The organism is Pseudomonadota bacterium, assembly GCA_039818985.1.
GTDB lineage: Bacteria > Pseudomonadota > Alphaproteobacteria > Sphingomonadales > Sphingomonadaceae > Alterisphingorhabdus.
Genome location: JBCBSU010000001.1, coordinates 2,039,501 through 2,062,276, shown reverse-complemented (window position 1 = coordinate 2,062,276; position 22,776 = coordinate 2,039,501). Strand labels below are relative to the sequence as shown.

Genomic DNA, 22,776 nt, shown 5'->3' with positions numbered 1-22,776 from the left:
TATGCGCCGGTCTATTCCGGCAGGGCATTGGCGATCAGCAGCGCCAGTGCGACAGTGATCAGGATCAGCCCGGCAATGCGGTTCAGCATCCGGGTGCGTCCGGCGCCGCGCGCCAATGAACCGCCGCGTGCGGCTATTATCGAATAGGTGGTCAGGCTGGTGGTCTCGGTAAAGATGGTTGCCAGCACCAATATCAGTATCTGCGGGCCGACGGGCCGGTCGGCATCGAGAAATTGCGGCAATATGGTGGTATAGAATAACAGCGCTTTGGGATTGGCCATATGCACCGCGATACCGCTGGCAAAGCCGGCAGCGAGGCTGCTGCCCGGGGCACTGGCGCGGCCCGGCAGCGCCGGGTCGATAATGGCAGGCATGCTGTCGGTGCGCAGCCTCTGCCAGCCGAGCCAGATCAGATAGGCCGCACCGACATACTGGATCACGGCAAAGGCGACAGGTGCAGTGCTGGCGAGCGCAATCAGTCCGACCGCGCTGAGGCCATACCATACGAAATTACCGACATTGATACCGAGGATCGGCCCAATGGCATTGCGTGTGCCCCCGGACAGGGCGTGGCTGACAGTGATCATCACCGCCGGTCCGGGTACCAGGCAGAAAGCGAGGTCCGTCAGGATGAAGGCGATGAGCGTTTCGGCGGACATGGGCGCGCTATAGCGTGATTACCGTCCGCCCGAAGCGAAAAATCCGCTCAACCGACGCTTTCGATCAGTTGCAGTACCTCATCATTGGTCGGGCGCACCTTGTAATCGGCGGAGACCGATTTTGCCCGCACGACACCATCGGCATCGAGGATGAAGATCGAGGCATAGGGCACACCATAGGCACGGCTTTCCGGATCGGCATATTGCGGATCGCGAATGGCAAAGGCATCGATCAGCTTGGACCCGTCATCGGAGAGCAGGGTATAGGGAATATCCTGGTCACCGGCGAAAGCTGCGAGCGAACTGACCGGGTCATAGCTGACTCCGGCAAGGGTGTAGCCCGAATTCGCGACATCCTCGGCAATGTCCTTCAGGCCCTTGAGCTGGGCCTGACAGAAAGGACACCAGTCAACCGAGCGGGTGAATACCAATATGGTGCCTTTCTCGTCTGCCAGCGAAGCGACGCTGGCCTTGTTGCCGGCGGCATTGGCGAGTTCCAGATCGACCGGCGCGCGATCGCCGATCGCCGGACCGGGCTGGTCGGAAACGGCGATAATTTCGGTTTCGGTCTCGGCTTCAGGCGACGGTTCGGCTTGTTCCGTCTGGGTGTTGCACCCGGCAACAGCGATGGTGGTGGCGACCAGAAGAGCTGCGGAGAGTTTTTTCATCGTATGTCTTTCATCCCTCAATCAGATACGCGCGATGATGCGTTTCACACGCACCATCACAGATTTCGCAGCATATGGGGACAAAGTTACAAATGTAAACGTATCGGCGGCTGGTTATCCGCGATTTACCGCAGCTCATCCGGGTTGGGGTAGCGTTGGGCAGTGGGCAGTTCGTGCGCCGTTGCCATCCAGTCTATACGGTCGGCAAGCTGGATAAGCATTTGTGGTGGCAGCTTTTCCGGTTCGTCCAACGTTGCCGACTGGACATCGACACAGCCGGGAATCAGCGCGTCATTGCTGTAAAAAAGACCGGTGCCGCACTGGATGCAAAAATGTCGGCGCGCATGCTCGGACGAGGCATAGGTGGCAACTTCGCCGCTATCGATATGTACCGCCTTATCGCGATACATTGCCCAGCCGACCATTGGCGCGCCGGAGTTGCGACGGCAATCGGTGCAATGGCACAGCGTATGGTTGAGCGGTGGTCCCCGCAATGTGTAACGGATGGCGCCACAATGGCAGCCACCGGTCAATATCATCTCGTCATCATCTACGGTCAAAGTCATCCCCGATATGGAACTGTACGCTTTTCGGGCATGAGTGTGGCCGGTTTTCCCATGTCCGGCAAGTGTGGTGCCGGACTATGTCCTAGTTATCGGCGCTGCCGCTACTTTCCTCGAGCAAGGCCCGCACCAGCATGCTGCGCTGGGTCCGCGATGAACGATCCAGCGGCAGGTCATAGAGCTTTGTCAGGAAAGCCTCGTCACGACCGGAAATATGATCATAGCCATGGGCGGGGTCGAACAGGTTCATGATCGAGTCACCATAGGGGCCGGCATCGGCACGCATCTCGGCGAGAACTACCATCGCAGCATATTGCGATACACTGTCGAGCGTATAGCCATGTGCTGCGTTGACATCGATCACCACGCTGGCGGCGATAATGGCGCGCCCGGTATTGGAACTGATCAGGCTGGGGCGATATTGCTGCAGGGTTGGCGCATTGCCCAGATTATTGCCGATATTGCTGCCATCACCTTCAGCCGTCACAAAGATCGGATCACCAAAAGTCGGTCGCTCGCCGCCAATGGCACGAGCCTGTGTCCGATACCACCAGCGTATCGGTGCGTCGCCATCGAACATGGCCTTGCGCTCGCCCAGTGGAACTTCGGCAAATTGCCGGCCTTTTTTGCGCCGTATCTGGCTGGCGGTGTCACTGCCATCGGTGCTGAAAATCACCGAAATATTGGGCGGGCAACCCTCTCGCGCGACCGGCGCACCGACCTGCATGGCAACATCGCGGATATGCCCGATGACGATGGCGGCATGCTCGGCGCTGATGCCGAATGCCACCGGGCAGATCGGGTCGAGCCATCGCGCGGCGGGAGTAAGCCCATTGGCAACACCGGCGCTACGCACATATTCGACAATCTCGGCGCGCTCTTCAGCCCTTGTGCGCGGCTGCCCATCAACCGTAATTCGGCTGTCCGATGCTGTTGCTGCCTGTTCCTCGCTATCCTGCTCCTGAGCAGCTGCCGACAATGGACAGACAGCGATGCCGAGTATCGTCGCCAGGGCGAAGGAGACATGCCTGCCACGGGCAAATTTCAAAAGCTCACTGTGCATAGCGGTTCCTTAGGATTGGGAATGGCTCAAACTCTCTATGTCTATGATAATATTCCGCAGGCGGAACCAATATCAATGTGGCAGCTTTGATGACAGGACGCGCGCTGGCTAATTCCGTACCATCGCCGTGCTTTCCTTGAGCAAGGCCCGCACCAACACCCCGCGCTGGGTTCGTGATGACCGATCAAGCGGCAGGCTGTACAGTTTTGTCAGAAAGGCAATGTCGCGTTCGGCAAGATCGTCGCCACGATCGGGGTGTTCGAACAGACCCAATATGGACTCATTATAACCGCTCGTGCCCTGCCGCATCTCCGCCAGCGCCACCATTGCGGCATAGTTGGAGACGCTGTCGAGCGTGAACCCATCGGCCTGATTGACATCGATGACAACACTGGCGGCGCGGATAGCCCGGGCTGTATTGGTGCTGACCAGGCTGGGGCGATATTGTTTCATGATATTGGCATTGCCGAGATTGGTGCCAAATTGGGGCGCACCCGGGCCGGTCTCTACGGCAAGAAAGACAGGGTCTCCAGTGCTGTGCTGACCGCCCCAGCTTGGCTGTTCCTGCGTCCTGTACCACCAGCGGACCGGGTTGTTGCTGTCGAACACATCATCGCGCTCGCCATGCGGTACTTCGAGAAATTGCGATCCGTTACTGCGCCTGATGCCAGCCACGGTGTCACGCCCGCTCTCGGCAAATATGATGGTCATATTGGGGCGGCATTTCGCCCTGGCGACGGGTGCGCCCACCGTGCTTGCCACAGCGTGGATATGGTCTGCAACAATCTTGCCATGTTCATCGCTGACGCCCAGCACACGCGGGCAGATCGGGTCGATCCAGCGCGCCACCGGGCGCTGGCCTCTGGCGACACCGGTGCGGCGGACATATTCGACAATCTCGGCGCGCTCTTCCGCGCGGGTGCGTTGCTGTCCTTCAACCGTAATCCGGTCGTCCGATGCTATGGTTGCAGCTTCGCCAATATCCTGTTCCTGCGCAGCAGCCGTCAATGGATGTGCAGCCATGCCCAGTATCGCAACCATAGCGAAAGTGAATGGGGCGAAAGTGAATGGCTTGCCGGTGATATCTTTCAAAGGACCACTATTCATGTCAGCTCCTTTAAATTTGCGATGGTTCGGCCTCACTACATCTATGACATTATTTCGCAGGCGATCTCCAATATAAAGGCAATATCTCCAGCGATAGGAGATGTATCGCCTAATTCTGCTCAACCGCTTTGCTCTGGTCGAGCAATGCGCGCACCAACATACCTTTCTGCGCCCGGGCCGAGCGGTCCATGGGCAGGCTGTAGAGCGTTGTCAGGAACGCCAGGTCGCGATCGGTGAGGCCGTCAAACGGTCCGCCACTTTCAAACAGACCCAGTATCGAGCCATCATAAGGCCCGGCATCGAAGCGCATCTCTGCCAGAGTCACCATCGCTGCATAGCTGCCGATGCTGTCGAGTGACAGACCGCTGACCTCATCGGCCTCGATCATCAGGCTGGCGGTTTCCAGTGCCCTCAGTGATTTGGTGCTGATGAGGCTGGATTTATATTGCTGGTAAACATTCCCGTTGCCGAGATTGTTGCCATAATTGCCGCCTGCCTGGCCACCGCCGAAATTAGCGCCAGCCACACCGACCGAAGGCGGGTCGCCCTTGCCGCTATGCTCCCCACCTCGGCTGGGGCGCTCTCCGGTGCGATACCACCAGCGCGTTGGCAGGCTCCCCTCAAACAGGGCCTTTCTTGAGGTCGTCGGCACTTCGCGGAACTGGGATTGCCGCTTGCGACGAATCTTGCCGATCATCTCATTATTGTCGCCGCTGAACATGATGGTGATATTCGCCCGGCACGCACCTCTGGCCACCGGTGCGCCGACCTGTTGCGCCACATCCTTTATCCGTTGCACCACAATCTCGGCCTGACGTTCGGATATGCCCAATATGCGCGGGCAGATCGGGTCGACCCAACGGGCGACAACGCGCTGCCCGAATATCACACCCGAGCGGTCGACATAGTCAACCGCCTGTCGCCGCAGCTCATCGCCTGTTTTCTGCTTGCCGTAAACGGTGACCGAGCCAATGGACTGCTGCGAAGATGGTGCTTCCGGCTCTATATCGCCCGCTGCTTCCTGCTGCGCTGATACGGGCGTTAGGGACAGTCCGGTAAAGAGGAGAAAGGCTATGAAGAAACGGGTTTTTATAACGGGTGTGCTGCTACTGGCGCTGCCTGGCATAGAGTTTCTCTCCAGCAATATATGTCCAACCCACCCTCATGGGCGCGGGCTATAACACATATTTGCTGAGGTCGGTATCCCGTGCAACATCATCGAGCTGCTTCTGGACATAGGCGGCATCTATGGTGACGCTTTCGCCCGTCATCTCCTCGGCGTTGAAGCTGATATCCTCGAGCAGCTTCTCCATCACCGTCTGCAGCCGCCGGGCGCCGATATTCTCGACCGTCTCGTTGACATTGGCGGCGATTTTGGCGAGCGCCGCAATGGCGTCATCGGTGAAGTCGAGCGTCACTTCCTCGGTGCCGATTAGTGCGGCATATTGCGCCGGCAGATTGGCCTTGGTGTCGCTGAGGATGGTGACAAAGTCTTCTTCGGTCAGTGCGCGCAGTTCGACCCGGATGGGCAGGCGGCCCTGAAGTTCGGGTAGCATGTCGCTCGGCTTGGAAACATGAAAGGCGCCCGAGGCGATGAACAGCACATGGTCCGTCTTCATCGGACCATATTTTGTCGCCACGGTGGTACCCTCGATCAGTGGCAGCAGATCGCGCTGCACGCCTTCGCGGCTGACCGATCCGCCGCGCACATCGCTGACCGCGATCTTGTCGATCTCATCGAGAAAGACGATGCCGTTCATCTCGGCATTTTGCAGCGCGGCACGGGCGACATCGTCATCGTCCATGCGCTTGTCGGCTTCTTCCTCGACCAGCTTGTCCCAGGCATCGGCAACCCGCATCTTGCGTCGCTTCATCGGTGTCTGGCCAAAGGCCTTGCCCATCATGTCGCTAAGGTTGATCATCCCGACCTGTCCGCTCATGCCGGGGATTTCCATCGGTGCATTGGGTGTGTCGCTGACCTCGATCTCGACTTCGGCATCGTTCATATGGTTGTCGACAATGCGCTGGCGGAAGCTCTCGCGCGTCGCCTCGCTGGCATTGTCACCGACCAACGCGTCGAGCAGGCGTTTCATCGCCGCTTCCGAGGCGGCCTCGCGCACCGCCTCGCGACGTGTGTCCTTTTCCAGCCGCACCGCCTCTTCGACAAGATCGCGGGCAATCTGGTCGACATCGCGACCGACATAGCCGACCTCTGTGAATTTGGTCGCTTCGATCTTGATAAACGGCGCCTGGGCCAGCTTGGCGAGGCGGCGAGAAATCTCTGTCTTGCCGCAGCCGGTGGGGCCGATCATCAGGATGTTCTTGGGCGTTACCTCATCGCGCAATTCGGCGGGCAGGCGCTGACGCCGCCAGCGATTGCGCAGCGCCACGGCAACAGCGCGTTTGGCGTCGCGCTGGCCGACAATATGCTCATCCAGCGCGGCAACGATCTTTTTCGGGGTCAGTTGGTTCGTCATATCGTCCGTAATATAATTTCAATCACAATTCGATTTGGGGGTTGCCTGGCCAGAGTCAAGCGCAGCGCATGCCATTGGCAATGGCCGCATGGCCTTCGATAATCATCTCCGACACGGCCTGTTGCGGGGTCCGGTCATATTGACCGCGGTCGAATGTGCCACCCAGCACAACGCCGTCGGAGCGCGGAAACATGTAGAGGCCGCGGCGGTTGGTATAGGCATAGGTGATTTCCGGCTGCGGCAGCAGGATCTCCAGCTGGCCACGTACCGGAGTCAGCTCTTCATCACCGAACAGTTCTGCCGCGCCGAGACCGATGCAGTTGAATATCAGCTTTTCAGGAAGCGTCTGGATTTCGCTCCGGTCATGGAAATGGCGTACCATGATCTTTCCGCCAGCAAGCAGGATATCGCGCTGGATCGCGCGCAAAAAGCGGGCAGGCTCAATATACATATTGTGAGAGCGGCGCAGATGCGGGCTACCGAACGGGTTGTCGACCTCTTCAATAGTCTGCATTGCGGGCAGCATATTGGCGATAAGCCGGTCAACGGTGCCCATATTGATCGGATTGTCCGACAGCTCATAAGTGGGCATCCAGCGCACGCCATAATGCTCACCCACCAGCAGCTGATAGCGATAATAGCTATAGGCGCTGGCCTTGACGAACTGCTCTTCAAATTCCGGCGTGAGCTGTGACCGTGAGAAGACCGAGCTGGGATACCATTGGCCGCCAGCAATGTTGGACGTGGTCTCGGGCGGGAGCTGGCTGGTGTAGATGGTCACCTGCTGTCCCGCCTCCTGCAGCAGTCGTGCCGTTGTCAGTCCCATGATCCCGGCACCGATGACCGCCACCGGACCCGAATGACCGGGTAGCCCAAGATCGACCGCGAGCTTCGAACTGCCCCAGCCCAGCGTAATTCCGCCGCCGCCATGGCCGTAATTATGCACGACCTGTTTGTCGCCCATCGCTTCACGGCGGACGACAAAGCCGGAGGGGCGATAGGGGCGCAGGCCAACAAGCTGGCGAATGACGCGGTCGGCGCTGACATTGACTCCGGGCAGGCAGGGGGAAGGTGTGGCCGAAACCAGCCGCTGCGCCGGGCGGGCACAGGCGGAGAGCATGGCTGTGCCGGTCAGGGCAGCACTGCCAGCGAGGAATCGTCTGCGGTTGAGGCTGTCCCTGTCAAGCACCGGGCGACTATAGGCGGTCAGGTCGTGCTGTCGAGCGTTTCCACGGTCAACTGGTCATTGGTGTAGACGCAGACATCGGCAGCAATTTTCATCGCCTTGCGCGCCAGAACTTCGGCGTCTTCCTCATAGTCCATCAGCGCGCGGGCAGCGGCGAGGGCATAGTTGCCGCCCGAACCGATGGCGGCGATGCCGTCACCCGGCTCGAGCACATCGCCATTGCCGGTGAGGATCAGCGTTACCTCCTTGTCGGCGACGATCATCATCGCTTCGAGGTTGCGCAGATATTTGTCGGTGCGCCAGTCTTTGGCCAGCTCGACCGCGGCGCGCATCAACTGGCCATTATGCCGCTCCAGCTTGGCCTCGAGTCGCTCGAACAGGGTGAAAGCGTCAGCCGTGGCGCCGGCAAAGCCGCCAATAACCGAGCCATCGCCCAGCGCACGGACCTTGCGGGCATTGGGCTTCATGATCGTCTGGCCCATGGAAACCTGGCCGTCGCCGGCGATGATGGCCTTGCCGTTCTTGCGGACGCCGATGATCGTGGTGCCATGCCATTGCGGCATGGAATGTGCGTTATCTGTGTTCATGGGAAACATATGGGGCACGGGATTTATCGGTACAAGATCGGTATTATGAGAGACCGCATCTATCCGTTCGCCCTGAGCTTGTCGAAGCCTGCCCAGAGCGACTGCTGCAAGCAGTCAGTCGACGGGGGCCGTACTGTTTTTGAAAGTGAAAAGCAGGGTTTCGACAGGCTCAACCCGAACGGAGAAATATCCTGAGGATTAGCCGCTGCCGAAGACGATAAAATGTGGATTGTCATAGCCGCGTTCGGCCTTTTGATAGCCGAGCGGGGTTTTTCCGTCTGCCAGCGTCACCCGACCGCCCGCGGCCTCGACAATCGCCTGTCCCGCCGATGTGTCCCATTCCATCGTCCGGCCCATGCGCGGATAAAGATCGGCCTTGCCCTCGGCGACAAGACAGAATTTGAGTGACGACCCGGCGGAGATGATCTCGGCGACATCATGGTCATCGAGAAAACTGTCGGTCTCGGGCGAGCGGTGCGAGCGCGAGGCGATGGCGACGAGTTTGGTGTGACGGTCGCTGGTGCACAACACGGTCCTGGTCTCGGGCATTGCCCATGCGGCATCAGGGGCGATGTCTACCTTCCATGGCGGGCCTTCGGGATGCGCGACATAGAGCGCGCGATGCGCCGGGGCATAGATAACCCCCGCCACCGGCCGGCCATCACAAATAATACCGATATTGACGGTGAAGTCCTTGCGGTTATTGATAAATTCGCGCGTACCATCGAGCGGGTCGACACAGGCATAGAGCGTGCCGAGATCGGGAATGCGTCCGGCGGCAACCTCTTCCTCGGCCAGCACAGGCAGGCCAGGGGCAATCTTCGCCAGCGCTTCGAGGATCAGTTCCTCGGCCTTGTGATCGGCTTCGGTCACCGGCGAATTATCTTTTTTCTCAACCACATCACAGCCCTTTATGAAATAGGGCATGATGAGCGCGCCGGCGGCATGGGCGATGCGGGCGAGTGCCTCGCCGGTCAACGGTGCTGCCGCGCCAGGCAGGATTTTGCCGCTCGCCTGTGTCATATCGTTGCCGACCATTCGCCGAGTATCGCCTCGACAATATGCTCGGCTGCGTCTTCGGCGCTCATACTGGTGGTGTCGATGCGGATTTCCGGCTTTTCGGGTGCCTCATAGGGGCTGTCGATACCGGTGAAGTTTTTCAGCTCACCGGCACGTGCTTTCTTGTACAGGCCCTTTTCGTCACGCGCCTCGGCAACATCGAGCGGGGTATCGACGAAAATCTCGATAAACTCCCCTTCGGGCATCAGCTCGCGCGCCATCCGCCGTTCGGCGCGGAAGGGCGAGATAAAGGCGGTGAGCACGATCAACCCCGCATCGGTCATCAGCCGGGCGACCTCGGCGATGCGGCGGATATTCTCCACCCTGTCGGCATCGGTAAAGCCAAGATCCTTGTTGAGACCATGGCGGACATTGTCGCCATCGAGCAGAAAACTGTGCCTGCCCATGGCGTGCAGCCGCTTTTCGACCAGATTGGCGATCGTTGATTTGCCCGAACCCGACAGGCCCGTGAACCATAGCAGCCGCGGCCTTTGGTTCTTCTGCGATGCGTGTGCCTCGCGGGTGATGTCAACGTTCTGCCAATGGACGTTCTGGCTGCGGCGTAGTGCGAAGTTGATCATTCCCGCTGCGACAGTGGCATTGGTCACCTTGTCGATCAGGATGAAACCGCCAAGGTCACGTCCGCCCCTATCGGCATCATTATAGCCTTCAAAGGCGATACGCCGGTCGGTGGTGATTTCGGCAACGCCGATGCTGTTGAGCTCCAGCGTCTTGGCGGCAATCTGTTCCATGGAATTGACATTGATCTGATATTTGGGCGGCTGCACCGTGGCCGAAACCATCTGGCTGCCGAGCTTGAGCATATAGGCGCGGCCCGGCAGCAGCGCTTCCTCATCCATCCAGACAATCGTCGCCTCGAACTGGTCGGCCGCCGCCGGCGGAGCATCGGCGGCGGCGATCACATCACCACGCGAACAGTCAATCTCGTCGGTCAGAGTCAGCGTCACCGACTGGCCCGCCACTGCCTCGTCAAGATCGCCGTCAAAGGTGACGATCCGCTCTATAGTGGAGGTCTTGCCCGACGGCACCACGCGCACCCGATCACCGGGTTTTACCGTGCCGCTGGCAATCTGGCCGGCAAAGCCACGAAAATCGAGATTGGGCCGGCTCACCCATTGCACCGGCATCCGCATCGGCCCTTCGCGCCGCGCATTGACGCCGATCTCGACGCTTTCGAGATGGTCGATCAGTGCCTTGCCGGCATACCAGGGGGTGTGGTCACTCAGTGATGCGATATTGTCGCCGGCAAGGCCCGAAATCGGGATGGCGGTGAAGTCGCTGATGCCAATGGATCTGGCGAACAGGTCATAGGCGCCGACAATCGCGTCATAGCGTTCCTGATCATAGTCGATCAGGTCCATCTTGTTCACCGCCAGCACGATATTCCGGATGCCGAGCAGATGCGCCAGATAGCTGTGCCGCTTGGTCTGGGTCAGCACGCCTTTGCGCGCATCGATCAGGATGATGGCAAGATCTGCAGTTGAGGCACCGGTGGCCATGTTGCGGGTATATTGCTCATGCCCCGGTGTGTCGGCGACGATGAACTTGCGCTTTTCGGTGGCGAAAAAGCGATAGGCGACATCGATGGTGATACCCTGCTCGCGCTCGGCGGCTAGGCCATCAACCAGCAGTGCGAAATCGATATTTTCGCCCTGGGTACCGCTGGTTTTTGAATCCGCTTCCAGCGCGGCAAGCTGATCCTCGAAGATCATCTTGCTGTCATAGAGCAGCCGTCCGATCAGCGTCGACTTGCCGTCATCGACACTGCCGCAGGTGATGAAACGCAGCATCGTCTTGTGCTGGTGCGTATCGAGATAGGCATGGATATCGTCGGCAATCAGCGCTTCGGGGCGATAGACGGTTTTTTTGGTCATATTTCTGTCTCTGAAATGCAAGCCTGAGCCAACAACGCCGTTCGGGCTGAGCTTGTCGAAGCCCTGCGTTTATTTGCAAGAAAAGAACGGCCCCCTTCGACTGACTGCTTGCAGCAGTCGCTCAGGACAGGCTTAGACAGGCTTAGGGCGAACGGTCTTGAGCAGGTTGCCAGAGACCCCTGCCTTCGCAGGGGTTGACCCTGCGGAACGCTTTGCATTCCGTGGCGAGTCAAAAATAGCCCTCCTGTTTCTTGGCTTCCATCGATGCGCCCTGGCCCTTGTCGATGGCGCGGCCCTGTCGCTCGGAACCGGTAGCCAGCAGCATCTCCTGGATGATCGCGGGCAGGTCGGAGGCATCGCTTTCGGTCGCGCCGGTGAGCGGGTAGCAGCCCAGAGTGCGGAAGCGTACCGAGCGTTCCACCACCTGTTCGCCATCTTCGAGGCGGAAGCGGTCATCATCGACCACTATGGTCAGGCCGTCACGTTCGACCGTGGGGCGCGGCGCGGAATAATAGAGCGGGACAATGTCGATATTCTCCAGCAGGATATATTGCCAGATATCGAGCTCGGTCCAGTTGCTCAACGGGAAGACGCGCATGCTCTCGCCTTTATTCTTACGGGCATTATAGAGCTTCCAAAGCTCGGGGCGCTGGTTCTTCGGGTCCCAGCGATGGCTGGCCGAGCGGAAGCTGAAAATCCGTTCCTTGGCGCGCGCCTTTTCCTCATCGCGGCGACCGCCACCAAAGGCAGCGTCGAAACCATGGCGTGTCAGTGCATTTTTCAGCGGATCGGTGAGCATGGTCTGCGAATAGAGCGAAGAACCGGTGTCGAACGGATTGATACCGCTCGCCGCACCCTCCGCATTATGTTCGACCAGCAGTTCAAGGCCATATTCCTTCACCGTGCGGTCACGATGATCAAGCAGCGCCTGAAAATCCCAGCCCGAGGCGATGTGCAGAAAGGGGAAGGGCGGCGGCGAGGGATAAAACGCCTTGCGTGCCAGGTGCAGCATCACCGATGAGTCCTTGCCCACCGAGTAGAGCATGACCGGCTTTTCCGCTTCGGCGACAACCTCACGCATGATGTGAATGGCCTCGGCCTCGAGCCGCTGGAGATGGGTGAGTGTCATAAGGTGGTGCCTGAACCGTCAGGAATGGAGTGTGGGTGGCGCTTGGCCCTGTACAGCAAATATATCAATAGCCAGGGCGATTTGCATGGAGATTTTCTTTGTGCGGCGCAACCCTGGCTTATTCGCTCCGATTGGCAATTTCGGCCAGCAGTGCTTTGACCCGCTGTGATTCACCGCGCGGGATGATCAGCAACTGGTCGCCCTCGGCGATGATGATCAGATCCTTTATTCCCGTTGCGGCGATTTTGAGGCTATCGCTCTGGACCAGATTGCCCTCGCTATCGAGCAGCGTCACCGGACCGGAAAGCGCGTTTCCCGCGCCGTCACTGTCGGCCAGCGCATGCACTGCATCCCAGCTTCCCAGGTCGGACCAGCCGCAATCAAGGGCAAATACTGCGACATTGCCCGCCTTTTCCATGATCGCATAGTCGATTGAGTCCGATGGCGATGCCGCAAACGCCTCTGCATCGGGGGTCATGGCCTGATCATCGCGACGTGCCGCTGCATGCGCTGCGGCGCAGGCTTTTGCCATCCCGGGTGCATGTTGCTCAAGTTCCTGCCAGTAACGGTCTGCGCGCATGAGGAAGATTCCGGCATTCCACAGATAGCCACCCTCATCGAGCATTTGCTCGGCCATGGCGCGCTCGGGCTTTTCGACAAAGGCCTTCACCCTGTGGCCGCTGCTGCCATCGAGCGATGCGCCCTGATGGATATAGCCATAGCCGGTCTCGGCATGGGTCGGTGTGATACCGAAGGTGACCAGTGCCCCGGCCTTGGCTGCCGGAACTGCCGCAGCGACAACCGCGCGGAACATAGCGGGATCGGTGATCACATGATCGCTTGGCATCACCAGCATCAACTCTTCACCGACGAGCTCCAGCGCCGCCAACGCTATTGCCGGTGCAGTGTTGCGCGCGACCGGTTCGAGGATGATCCGCGCGGTTTCACCAAAGTCCGCTGCTTCCAGTTCTTCGGTAATCAGTGCGCGATGCGCGGCATTGCCGATGATCAGCGGTGGCGCAAATTGCGCGCGGTCGCCAATACGGTCGAGCGTTGCCGCGAACAGGGTGCCTTCTCCCGCCAGCGACAGGAACTGTTTCGGCCGGGCATTGGTCGATCGCGGCCATAACCGTGTGCCCGATCCGCCTGAAAGTATGACCGGGACGATCATGACGCTGCGCCGCTGTCGAGGCTGCGCGGCCAGGCAAGCAGCATGGTGGTTGCGGGATCGAGCGCGACACTGGCGAGCGCGCTATGCGCCTCGCGGCGATAGACCTGGCCGTGGTGCAATGTCTGGCCATCGATCTCGGCAGGTCCGTTGATCGGCGCCCAATAGCTGTCGGTGACCATGGTGCTCGCCAGCTCGCGCACCTGCTCTGCATCATGTGCCAGCGCCAGCCCGAAATGTGGCCAGTGGCGGATCAGCGGGTCCTGGCTCAGATAATCGCCATGATTGGCCATGGCATAGGGCCCGGGACTGGCAACAGCGATGGCGTCGTCGAGATGGAGCTCGCGCGGCCGGCCATAATCATAGAGCCGATAGGTGATGTCGATATTCTGCTGCACCTCGATCAGGGTCAGCCCCGGTCCGATGGCATGGATGGTGCCGGGGGCGACATACCAGATATCCCCGGCGCGGGTCGGTTTCCAGTCGATCATATGCTCGACCACACCCGAGAGCGACGCCTCACGCAGTTCCTCAGGGCTTATCGGGCTTTTCAGCCCCAGACCCAGCACCGCATCGGGTTCGGCCTGAATGACATACCAGCACTCTGCCTTGCCGCAGCGCTGGCCGCGCGCGCGCGCCGCAGCATCATCGGGGTGCACCTGCACCGACAGCTTTTCCGAGGTGAAGAGATATTTGATCAGCAGCGGATCATTCACCAGCTCGCTGCTCGACTGATACCATAGTTCGCCAATGCGCCTCGGCTCGCCGGCATGGGCATCGACAAAGGGCGGCGCGAGGTCGTCGCGGCCCCAGGGTTTCTCGACCATATGCGGGGTGAGCCGGGTCAGCATGGTATGATTCCGCCGCTAGAGCAGGCGGCGAACCTCCTGAGCATGATAGACGCGCACATCGGCATCGATACGCGTGGCCTTGGCCAGTTCGAGCATGAATTCGGTCATATGTGGCTGGCCGAAATGCCCTTGCAGTGCCTCTTCATCGCGCCAGCGCTCGGAGATGCGAATGACTTCAGGATCGTTGATGCACTGGGCAATGCTGTAGTGCAGGCAGCCTTCCTCATTTGCATTGGTGGCGGTGACCGCTTTGGCTGTCGCCGCCCGCAGTTTTGCGACATCACCTGGGGAATATCTGATCCAGCCTTCAACGATTATCATGGCAGCCCTCCTTACGCTTTTATGCTGTGATAGTGCTTATACCATTCCACAAAGCGGGGGATACCATCTTCAAGTCCGGTTGCCGGGGCATAGCCGACGGCAGCGGCAATGGCTGTGATATCGGCATAGGTTTCATAGACATCGCCCGGCTGCATCGGCTTCATGATCTTCTCCGCCTCACGGCCACAGGCCTGTTCGATGGTAGCGATGAAATCCATCAACGCTACCGGTCGGTTATTGCCGATATTATAGACCGCATGTGGCGAGACGCTGCCGCCGGGTTTTGCCTGCGCATCATCGGCGGGTGGGGCATCGAGCGTTGCTACAAGTCCGGCGATGATGTCGTCGATATAGGTGAAATCGCGCTTCATCCTGCCATGGTTGAACACCTGTATCGGCGTGCCTTCACATATCGCCCTGGTGAATTTCCACGGCGCCATATCGGGCCGGCCCCATGGTCCGTAAACGGTGAAGAAGCGTAGGCCCGTGAGCGGCAGGCGATAGAGATGGGCATAGGTCTCGCTCATAAGCTCGTCCGCCTTTTTGGTTGCGGCATAGAGCGACACCGGATGATCGACACGTGCATCGACCGACAATGGCATCTTGGAGGCGTGGCCATAAACCGAGGATGACGAGGCATAGACCATGTGGCCGATCTGCCGCACCCGCGCCAGTTCGAGCATATTGGCATGGCCGACCAGATTCGACTGCACATAGGCAGCCGGGTTTTCCAGGCTGTAACGCACCCCGGCCTGGGCGCCGAGATGGACGATCCGGTCGAATTGCTCGGTTGCGAGCACACTGCTCAGCGCCTCGCTGTCGGCAAAATCGAGCCTGTGAAAGACAAAAGCCCCGCCGGTTGCGGCAATATCATCGAGCCGCGCCTGTTTCAGCGCCGGATCATAATAGTCGTTGAGATTGTCGATACCGATGACGCGATCGCCCCGCGCCAGCAGCGCCTTGGCCAGCGCATGGCCGATAAAGCCGGCAGCTCCGGTAATCAGGATCGTCATTCAGCGTGCCTTCCCGTCAACAGACAGCGCTGTTCTATAACACAGATATTGCTATCCGGTTGACCCGCCTTGGTTATTGCGCCTCAGCCCTGATCGGTGCTGGCCCACATGCCGCGGGTGTCATAGACTGTCCTGCCGGCCAGTTTTTCGCGCGATACCACCTTGAACGCGTCATGATCGACCAGTGCGACAATGACATCGCAATCGTCAAGAGCGCTGTCGAGATCGGTGAGAACCGCGCCGGTGCCATCGAAACCCGGGGGCAATTGCGCGGCATAGGGTTCGACAATCTGCACCCGTTCGCCATAGCTGTGTGCCAATGACAGCGCCACTTTTAGCGCCGGGCTTTCGCGGAAATCATCGATATTGGCCTTGAAGGCGAGGCCGAGACAGGCGACTTTCGCGCTCTTTCCGGCAGCCTCGACCATACCCTCGGCGCGACCGATGGTATAGTCGCACTTGCCATCATTGACCCGGCGCGCGGTGGCGATCAGTGGCGTCTGCTCGGGCGCTCCATGCACCAGAAACCATGGGTCGACAGCAATGCAATGGCCGCCGACACCGGGGCCGGGCTGCAGGATATTGACGCGCGGATGACGATTGGCCAGCGCGATCACTTCCCAGACATTGATGCCCATTTTATCGGCGATCAGCGACAGTTCATTGGCAAAGGCGATGCTGACATCGCGCGAGGCATTTTCCACCAGCTTGACCATTTCGGCAGCGGCTGCGCTGGTGTGTACGCACTCGCCCTTGACGAAAATCTCGTAAAACGCCTTGGCCTTTTCGGCGCAATGTGGCGTGATGCCGCCGATGCTGCGGTCATTGGAGACCAATTCGGCGATAATCTGCCCCGGCAGCACCCGCTCCGGGCAATAGGCGACATGGACATCGCAAGCCTTGTCGCTGGTGCCGGCAATGGCGAGATCGGGGCGCAGGCCGGCGATCTCGGCGCAGATTGCCGCCGTGGTGCCGATTGGCGAGGTCGATTCGAGGATCACCAGATCGCCCTGCTTCAGCACCGGGGCGATGCGCCGCGCCGAATCCATGACATAGGAGATATCGGGTTCGTGATCGCCCTTGAAGGGCGTCGGCACTGCGATCAGGAAGACATCGCTCGGTTCGACCTCGAGCGAAGCACGCAGTCGGCCACAGGCGACCATATCGTGCACCAGCGTATCGAGATCGCGCTCCTCGATATGGATTTCGCCGCGGTTGATGGTGTCGACCACATCGGCCTTCACATCGAAACCGCAGACATGGCAACCCGACTGGGCAATCACCGCTGCGGTAGGCAGGCCGATATAGCCAAGTCCGACCATGGTGACACGGGGCAGTGTTTCGTGCGTCATGCTTTTACCAACTCCGCAATCCGGGCGCTGCTCTGGCCATCGCCAAAGGGATTGTGCGCGCGTGCCATCTGATCATATTCCTGAGCGTCATCGAGCAGCCTTGTGGCGTTGGCAACAATGGCCTCGCGATCAGTGCCGACCAGCCGTGCAGTGCCAGCCTCGACGCCTTCGGGGCGCTCGGTGGTTTCGCGCATCACCAGCACCGGCTTGCCCAGCGCCGGGGCTTCTTCCTGCACCCCGCCGCTATCGGTGAGCATGATCTCGGCGAGCGACAGCAGCCGCACAAAATGCGGATAGTCGAGCGGCTCGATCATGGCGACATTGTCTAGGCCCGACAGCGCCGCATCCATCACCGCGCGGACATTGGGGTTGGGGTGCACAGGGAAGATGAGTGCGACATCATCACGCTGCGCCAGCTCGGCAATGGCGGCAGCGATATTTTCCAGACCACCGCCGAAATTCTCGCGCCGGTGGCTGGTAACGCCGATAATCCGCTTGCCGGCAAAGCGCTGCTCCAATTCGCTGAGGCCCGTAGCGAGTTGCGGCTCGGCCTCGATGCGTTTGGTTACCCAGTGCAGCGCATCGATCACGGTGTTGCCGGTAACGTGGATCAGCGACGGGTCGACGGCCTCTTTCTTCAGTGCATTGGCCGCGGTTTCGGTCGGAGCAAAATGCATATCGGCAATGGTGCCGATGATCTTGCGGTTCACTTCTTCAGGCCAGGGATGGTAGATGTTGTAGCTGCGCAGCCCTGCCTCGACATGGCCGACCGGGATCTTGCGATAATAGGCAGCCAGGGCACCGACCATGGCGGTGGCGGTATCGCCCTGGACGATAACGCGATCGGGCTGCACCCTGTCCATCACTTCGCCGATCTTGGTCAGCAGCCGTGCCGTCAGTGCATCGAGTGACTGGTTGGGCTGCATGATATCGAGGTCATGATCGGGGGTTATCTGGCCGATATCGAGCACCTGGTCGAGAATCTCGCGGTGCTGGGCGCTGACACAGACCACCGGGTCGATGCCTTCGGCTTCGGCAAAGGCATGGACGACCGGGAAAAGTTTGATTGCTTCGGGGCGTGTGCCGAAGATGACGAGGATTTTCTGGGACACATCACGCTCTGTCGCAGTTGTAGATCGCGCCGCCTATGCACCATGTGGTTGCACAATGCCATAAAAAGCTTAGGGCTTTGCGGCAATATTCGCAGCCGTAAAATTTCCGCAGCCATATTGCCTGAAAGAAACCGCCTCATGCCCGGCCCGACTGGCTCATCTTCGAGCAGAAAATCATCGCCCAGCCTGCTTTCGGGCCTGTTCTCGGCCAAGCGCCTTAGTTGGGCCTTGCGCGCAGCATTGCTGCTGATCCTGTTGTGGTTTGGCCTGTGGTTCGCTGTCGGCGATAGCCTGTCCTATTTCGGCTATATCAATGCTGGCGGACTGGTGTTCGGTATTACCGCAATCATTATCGCGGTAATCCTGACCATGCTGCGTGACTGGATTACCGCACCTTTGGCGGCGATAGTCGGCTTTGGGTTGATGCTGATGCCATCGGGCACCAATATGGCCGCCGGCGAGGAGCGCCAATTTGCCAGCGACCTCAGGGTAATGTCCGCATCGCTGCGCGGGCTTAACCGCGACATGGCGGGGTCGGCCAGGCATCTGGCGCGCTATGATGCCGATATTATCGGGTTGCAGGAAGTCCATGATGCCGAGGCATTTCGTCAGGCGCTGGAAGAAGAAACCGGCAAGCCCTGGAATGTGGTGACGCAAAACAACCTCGCACTGCTCTCGCACCATCCGGTTCGCGCTGAAGCACTGGCGATTAACGGCGTTCTCAAGACGCGGGTCATGGTCGATGGCCGCCGCTTCTCTGTCTGGACATTGCGTGCGCCAAAGGCATTCGAGACGCCTACGGTCAACCGGTTATTCTATCGCGACCTTGCCGAGGCCATTGCCAATGAAACGCCGGACGCGGTCATCGGCGACTTCAACGCCAGTCGCTGGAATGAGGGCTATGCCATCATGTCCGATCTGATGCAGAATGCCCAGAAGAGCGCTGGTTTCGGACCGGGTAGCACCTTTCCCGGTCCGGCCCGGCGCAGCGGCCTGTTCGGTGCCTATGTCCGTATCGATCATATATTCGCCGCTCGCGAATTGCGTATCGCCAATGCCTTTACCGGGGGTGCGTATATTCAGTCCGATCATCATCCGGTGATTGCCGATTTTCGCCTCGGTACTGCGGGAGCGACGCAATAGGCGGCTAGGCTTCGGGCCTTTTATGGCTTAGCCGCACCGCACCGAGGCTGATGTCGCCCGCAGCGGAGAGTCCGCCCAGTCGCACCGCCATTACCAGCCGATAGACCGGGCAGTCCTGTTCGCCCAGCACAGTCTGCCAGCGTGGCGTGTCAAGCCGTTCGGGAACCAGTGCTATCTCCGGGGCCCTGTTACGCGGCGTGTCGGTGCACTGCAGATACCAGCGCAGCTTGCCGAGATCGCGCCGTGCCAGCGCGTCTGTGTCAAGCTGCAGGGTAATCTCTCCCGGCGGTAGCATCACAAGATGCTCGGCAATCGGCCCCAATGCGCGTCGATCAAGTTCCAGATCAAGCCGGGTATCGCTGTCATCGCCGGCACCTCTTACCAGAGGCAGGATAGAGCGGCTGGAGCGGAAGCGCCAGTCGGTCGGGTAGGGCAGGTTCATCCGTTCGCCGCGCGGCCATGCCAGGGTGATCGATCCATTGGCCGGAAGCACCGCGCTTTGCGAAGGGAAAAGATTGGCCCAGGTCTGCAATGCCCGCCCGGTCTCGCCTTTTTGTACCAGCATGTTGATAAAAGGCAGCGCTTCGCGCGGCGTTACTGGGGATTCGGTGTTCTTCAGGCCGATGGCGATGTTCTCAAAGCCGCGATATTGCGACGGATCGGTGTCATCGGCGTCGGCGAAAAAGTTGGCACGCCATGGCGGATTGGCAATGAACTGCTGCCGCACCGTGCCGGAAAGTTCGGGGTCAAGCGCGGCAAGGGTGAAGATGGAGAATATCTCGCTCTGCACCCGCCGCCGCCGCAACAGGGCATCGGCGTGCTGGATGCTGCGGGCATAATCGCCGTCGCGCAGCGATTGTTCGAACAGCCATGCCTGAGTCGCGCTGTCGCGCCAGCTCAACTGTCCCGCGAGCTCGACCAGCTTCTTGCCCTTGTCTTCTTCGCCTTCGTCAAACCGGGTGATACCCAGAGTGCGCAATGCCTCGACATGAGTCAGCGAATCATCAAGCGCATCCATGGCAAAAGCACCTGCGGACTGTTTCTCGTCAGCTGCCAGCAGATCGGAAGATAGTCGCGCCGCAGCCTCACCGTCGCTGGTCGGGAATAACAGGCCGGTTTGCCATTGCCGGTTGCCCGCTGCCGCTTCGCCAAGCTGGACCGCGACCACGAGGGCCGCCAGCAACAGGCACAGGACCAGTATGACCCAGAATCTCAGGCGACCCGCTGTCCCCGAAACGGCATCAGTCATCACGCTTCACGTAGTTGTACTGATAGCCGTAATATTCGCCATAACCGCTCGATACACCGTCGAATTTCGACAGGATCAGGCCCAGCAATGTGGCATCGGCATCGTTAAGGCGACGGATGGCAGATTTGGTCTGTCCACCACGAATACGCCCTGCTTCGACGACCAGAACCGTGCCGCCCACGGCGCGGCTCATCTGCGGCGAATCGGCCAGCCCCATAACCGGAGGACCGTCGAACAAGATGTGATCATAGCGGCCTTCGACCGACTTGATAAACCGCGTGATCGCATGGCTGACAATGATCTCGGTGGGGTCAGGCGGGATAGGGCCGCAGGACAGGAAATCGAAATGCATGTCAGCAGGTTTGGAGATGACGGTATCGAAATTGGCATTGCCCGTCAGTGTCGAGACAAAGCCCATATTGTTTTCCACGCCGAGATATTTGTGCAGCGACGGGTTGCGCAAATCGCCATCGACCAGCAGCGTCCGCTTGCCGGCACGGGCAAAGCTTTCGGCAATGGCGACGGCGCTGGTCGACTTACCCTCTGATGGCTGGCTACTGGTGAGCAATATGCTCTTGGGTGCACCCTCGCTGGTACTGAAATCGAGCGAAGAGCGGATCGACGAATAGGCTTCGGCGATGGCCGATTTCCGGTCAGAGAGTGTCTCGATCAGCGGGTCTTCCTGCTTGTAGACCGGAGTCGTGCCGAGCAGTGGCAGGCCGAGCTTGCGGGACGCGTCATCGGGTGTCCGGATCGAGTCGTCGAAGGTTTCGCGCAGGAAGGCGACCAAAAAGGCTATGGCGAGGCCGATAACTCCGGCCAGCAGCATGTTGATCAGCGGCTGCGGTGCAATCTTCTCGGCTGATTGTGCCTCATCTATGATCGAGATGTTGTTGGTGACCACATCAGCGCTGGTATTCACCTCTTCGAACCGCTCGAGCAGCGACTGATACTGTGCCCGGTTGGTCTCCACCTCGCGCGCCAGCAGGTTGAGCTGGACCCGCTTGTTCTGTTCTTCAAGCGTTGCGTCCTTCAACTGTTCCAGATTGCTTGCCAGCGATGCTTCCTGGCGCTGCTTGATTTCATAGTCATAGCGGATCGCCCCGGTAATGCTGGTTGCGATGGCGTTGATTTCCGAGTCGAGACTATTGAGCTGGGCCGCAGCCTGTACGGCCACAGGGTGATCGGGCTTGTAGCGGTCGAGCAGCTCGCGCAGCTGCGATTCCTTGGCCGCTTTTTCGGATAACAAGCTCTGGATCGCGGGATTGTTCTGGACCGCGCTGATCTCCAGCGGCGGACGACCACGCACTGCTTCCCATTCCTGTTGGGCAAGGATGCGGTTGGTGCGTGCCTCTGCCAGATCGGTGTTCATCTGGACCAGATTTGCGGTGGTTATCGAGCGCGGAGCGGAGCGGCCTTCTTCGTCGGTGCTGCCAACGCCATCGCTGGCATCGATAATCTGGGTGTTGCGGGCATAGAGCAGCGCCTGTCGCTCGGCTTCTTCCAGTCTCTGCTTGGCATCGGCGATTTCACTTTCAAGGAAATCGCGGGCATAGGAGCTGGCTTCATAACGCTGCTCGATATTGCCTGTAATCAGGCTCTTGGCGTAGGCATTGGCGACACGCTGCGCCAGTTCCTCGTCGCGGCTGTCAAAGGTGATGGTGGCCACCTTGTTGCCGAAGGGCAGTGTGATATCGATATTGGCGACCAGCGTGGCGACGACCTGTTCGAGCCTGGCGCGCTCGAGCGATGTGCCTTCACCGGCAATTTCGACCGGCTGCTCACCCATTTTGACCAGAAATGTGTCATTGGCATTGAGGTCGAGATCGGTGGCGACGCGCTGTGCCATTGACCGGCTCTTGATCAGATCAACCTGCGAATTGAGGTAGCGCTGGACATCGGCGCCACGCAGCCTGTTGCTCAACTCGGTTGAATCGGTCAGCACATCATTCGAGTCTGGATCGATCTGGATTTTTACTTCCGCCTGGTAGATTGCAGGCGAAACGATGGTCACAGCAACACCGATCAGCAGTGCCACCAGAATAATGGCACCCATAATGTAGCGCTGGCGATATGCCATCGATCGGATTTCGGCAAAGTTGATCGAGAAGCCCTGCTGTTCTTCGAGGATCTCTGTTCGATCAAATTCTGGACGTGTCATAAGCGATGTATCT

General features: G+C 59.5%; 21 protein-coding genes. 1 reads left to right on the top strand and 20 read right to left on the bottom strand.

The features are described 5' to 3' along the window. Nucleotides 1–11: 11 nt before the first annotated feature. The 18 genes from AAFX04_09890 to wecB form a co-directional block, all read right to left on the bottom strand. Nucleotides 12–659 (bottom strand): LysE family translocator, encoded by a 648-nt coding sequence (locus AAFX04_09890; protein MEO1045738.1) that lies wholly within the window; start codon nt 657–659, stop codon nt 12–14. 47 nt (nt 660–706) lie between these two features. Then, nucleotides 707–1,327, bottom strand: coding sequence for a peroxiredoxin family protein (locus AAFX04_09885; GenBank protein ID MEO1045737.1), 621 nt, complete (start codon nt 1,325–1,327; stop codon nt 707–709). Nucleotides 1,328–1,452: 125 nt separating this feature from the next. Continuing rightward, nucleotides 1,453–1,863 (bottom strand): GFA family protein, encoded by a 411-nt coding sequence (locus AAFX04_09880; GenBank protein ID MEO1045736.1) that lies wholly within the window; start codon nt 1,861–1,863, stop codon nt 1,453–1,455. 112 nt (nt 1,864–1,975) lie between these two features. Continuing rightward, nucleotides 1,976–2,953, bottom strand: a complete 978-nt coding sequence (locus tag AAFX04_09875; protein MEO1045735.1) for a hypothetical protein — start codon at nt 2,951–2,953, stop codon at nt 1,976–1,978. A gap of 108 nt (nt 2,954–3,061) precedes the next feature. Then, nucleotides 3,062–4,060: a hypothetical protein gene (locus AAFX04_09870; GenBank protein ID MEO1045734.1), complete on the bottom strand. Its 999-nt coding sequence runs from the start codon at nt 4,058–4,060 to the stop codon at nt 3,062–3,064. Between the two features lie 109 nt (nt 4,061–4,169). Continuing rightward, the gene (locus AAFX04_09865) at nt 4,170–5,186 is read right to left on the bottom strand and encodes a hypothetical protein (GenBank protein ID MEO1045733.1); all 1,017 of its coding nucleotides are present in this window, start codon (nt 5,184–5,186) and stop codon (nt 4,170–4,172) included. A gap of 49 nt (nt 5,187–5,235) precedes the next feature. Next, complete coding sequence (gene hslU / locus AAFX04_09860; GenBank protein MEO1045732.1) at nt 5,236–6,537, bottom strand: ATP-dependent protease ATPase subunit HslU; 1,302 nt, start codon at nt 6,535–6,537, stop codon at nt 5,236–5,238. A 55-nt stretch (nt 6,538–6,592) separates the two neighbouring features. Next, nucleotides 6,593–7,726, bottom strand: a complete 1,134-nt coding sequence (locus AAFX04_09855; GenBank protein ID MEO1045731.1) for an FAD-dependent oxidoreductase — start codon at nt 7,724–7,726, stop codon at nt 6,593–6,595. Nucleotides 7,727–7,743: 17 nt separating this feature from the next. Continuing rightward, nucleotides 7,744–8,286 (bottom strand): ATP-dependent protease subunit HslV, encoded by a 543-nt coding sequence (hslV, locus tag AAFX04_09850; GenBank protein ID MEO1045730.1) that lies wholly within the window; start codon nt 8,284–8,286, stop codon nt 7,744–7,746. A 222-nt stretch (nt 8,287–8,508) separates the two neighbouring features. Next, nucleotides 8,509–9,333, bottom strand: a complete 825-nt coding sequence (cysQ, locus tag AAFX04_09845; GenBank protein ID MEO1045729.1) for a 3'(2'),5'-bisphosphate nucleotidase CysQ — start codon at nt 9,331–9,333, stop codon at nt 8,509–8,511. Further along, the gene (cysN, locus tag AAFX04_09840; GenBank protein ID MEO1045728.1) at nt 9,330–11,264 is read right to left on the bottom strand and encodes a sulfate adenylyltransferase subunit CysN; all 1,935 of its coding nucleotides are present in this window, start codon (nt 11,262–11,264) and stop codon (nt 9,330–9,332) included. Before cysN ends, cysQ begins: the two co-directional genes overlap by 4 nt. A gap of 229 nt (nt 11,265–11,493) precedes the next feature. After that, nucleotides 11,494–12,393, bottom strand: coding sequence for a sulfate adenylyltransferase subunit CysD (cysD, locus tag AAFX04_09835; protein MEO1045727.1), 900 nt, complete (start codon nt 12,391–12,393; stop codon nt 11,494–11,496). Between the two features lie 118 nt (nt 12,394–12,511). Then, nucleotides 12,512–13,564 (bottom strand): mannose-1-phosphate guanylyltransferase/mannose-6-phosphate isomerase, encoded by a 1,053-nt coding sequence (locus tag AAFX04_09830; protein MEO1045726.1) that lies wholly within the window; start codon nt 13,562–13,564, stop codon nt 12,512–12,514. Beyond that, the gene (locus AAFX04_09825; GenBank protein MEO1045725.1) at nt 13,561–14,412 is read right to left on the bottom strand and encodes a class I mannose-6-phosphate isomerase; all 852 of its coding nucleotides are present in this window, start codon (nt 14,410–14,412) and stop codon (nt 13,561–13,563) included. The genes AAFX04_09830 and AAFX04_09825 overlap by 4 nt, the downstream gene beginning before the upstream one ends. 15 nt (nt 14,413–14,427) lie before the next feature. Continuing rightward, nucleotides 14,428–14,733 (bottom strand): antibiotic biosynthesis monooxygenase, encoded by a 306-nt coding sequence (locus AAFX04_09820; protein MEO1045724.1) that lies wholly within the window; start codon nt 14,731–14,733, stop codon nt 14,428–14,430. An 11-nt stretch (nt 14,734–14,744) separates the two neighbouring features. Next, nucleotides 14,745–15,746, bottom strand: coding sequence for an SDR family NAD(P)-dependent oxidoreductase (locus tag AAFX04_09815; GenBank protein MEO1045723.1), 1,002 nt, complete (start codon nt 15,744–15,746; stop codon nt 14,745–14,747). Between the two features lie 83 nt (nt 15,747–15,829). Next, a complete protein-coding gene (gene wecC / locus AAFX04_09810) occupies nt 15,830–17,098 on the bottom strand; it encodes a UDP-N-acetyl-D-mannosamine dehydrogenase (protein MEO1045722.1) in 1,269 nt (422 codons plus the stop codon). Continuing rightward, nucleotides 17,095–18,210: a UDP-N-acetylglucosamine 2-epimerase (non-hydrolyzing) gene (gene wecB / locus AAFX04_09805; GenBank protein MEO1045721.1), complete on the bottom strand. Its 1,116-nt coding sequence runs from the start codon at nt 18,208–18,210 to the stop codon at nt 17,095–17,097. Before wecB ends, wecC begins: the two co-directional genes overlap by 4 nt. Before the next feature lie 138 nt (nt 18,211–18,348). Here wecB and AAFX04_09800 point away from each other — a divergent pair, with 138 nt between their 5' ends. Then, on the top strand, nt 18,349–19,353 hold the full coding sequence (locus AAFX04_09800) for an endonuclease/exonuclease/phosphatase family protein (protein MEO1045720.1): 1,005 nt from the start codon (nt 18,349–18,351) through the stop codon (nt 19,351–19,353). Nucleotides 19,354–19,357: 4 nt separating this feature from the next. Here AAFX04_09800 and AAFX04_09795 read toward each other — a convergent pair whose 3' ends face one another. Together AAFX04_09795 and AAFX04_09790 are read right to left on the bottom strand one after the other, a co-directional pair. Next, the gene (locus AAFX04_09795) at nt 19,358–20,602 is read right to left on the bottom strand and encodes a hypothetical protein (GenBank protein MEO1045719.1); all 1,245 of its coding nucleotides are present in this window, start codon (nt 20,600–20,602) and stop codon (nt 19,358–19,360) included. Then, complete coding sequence (locus AAFX04_09790; GenBank protein ID MEO1045718.1) at nt 20,595–22,763, bottom strand: polysaccharide biosynthesis tyrosine autokinase; 2,169 nt, start codon at nt 22,761–22,763, stop codon at nt 20,595–20,597. The genes AAFX04_09795 and AAFX04_09790 overlap by 8 nt, the downstream gene beginning before the upstream one ends. Nucleotides 22,764–22,776 lie beyond the last annotated feature (13 nt).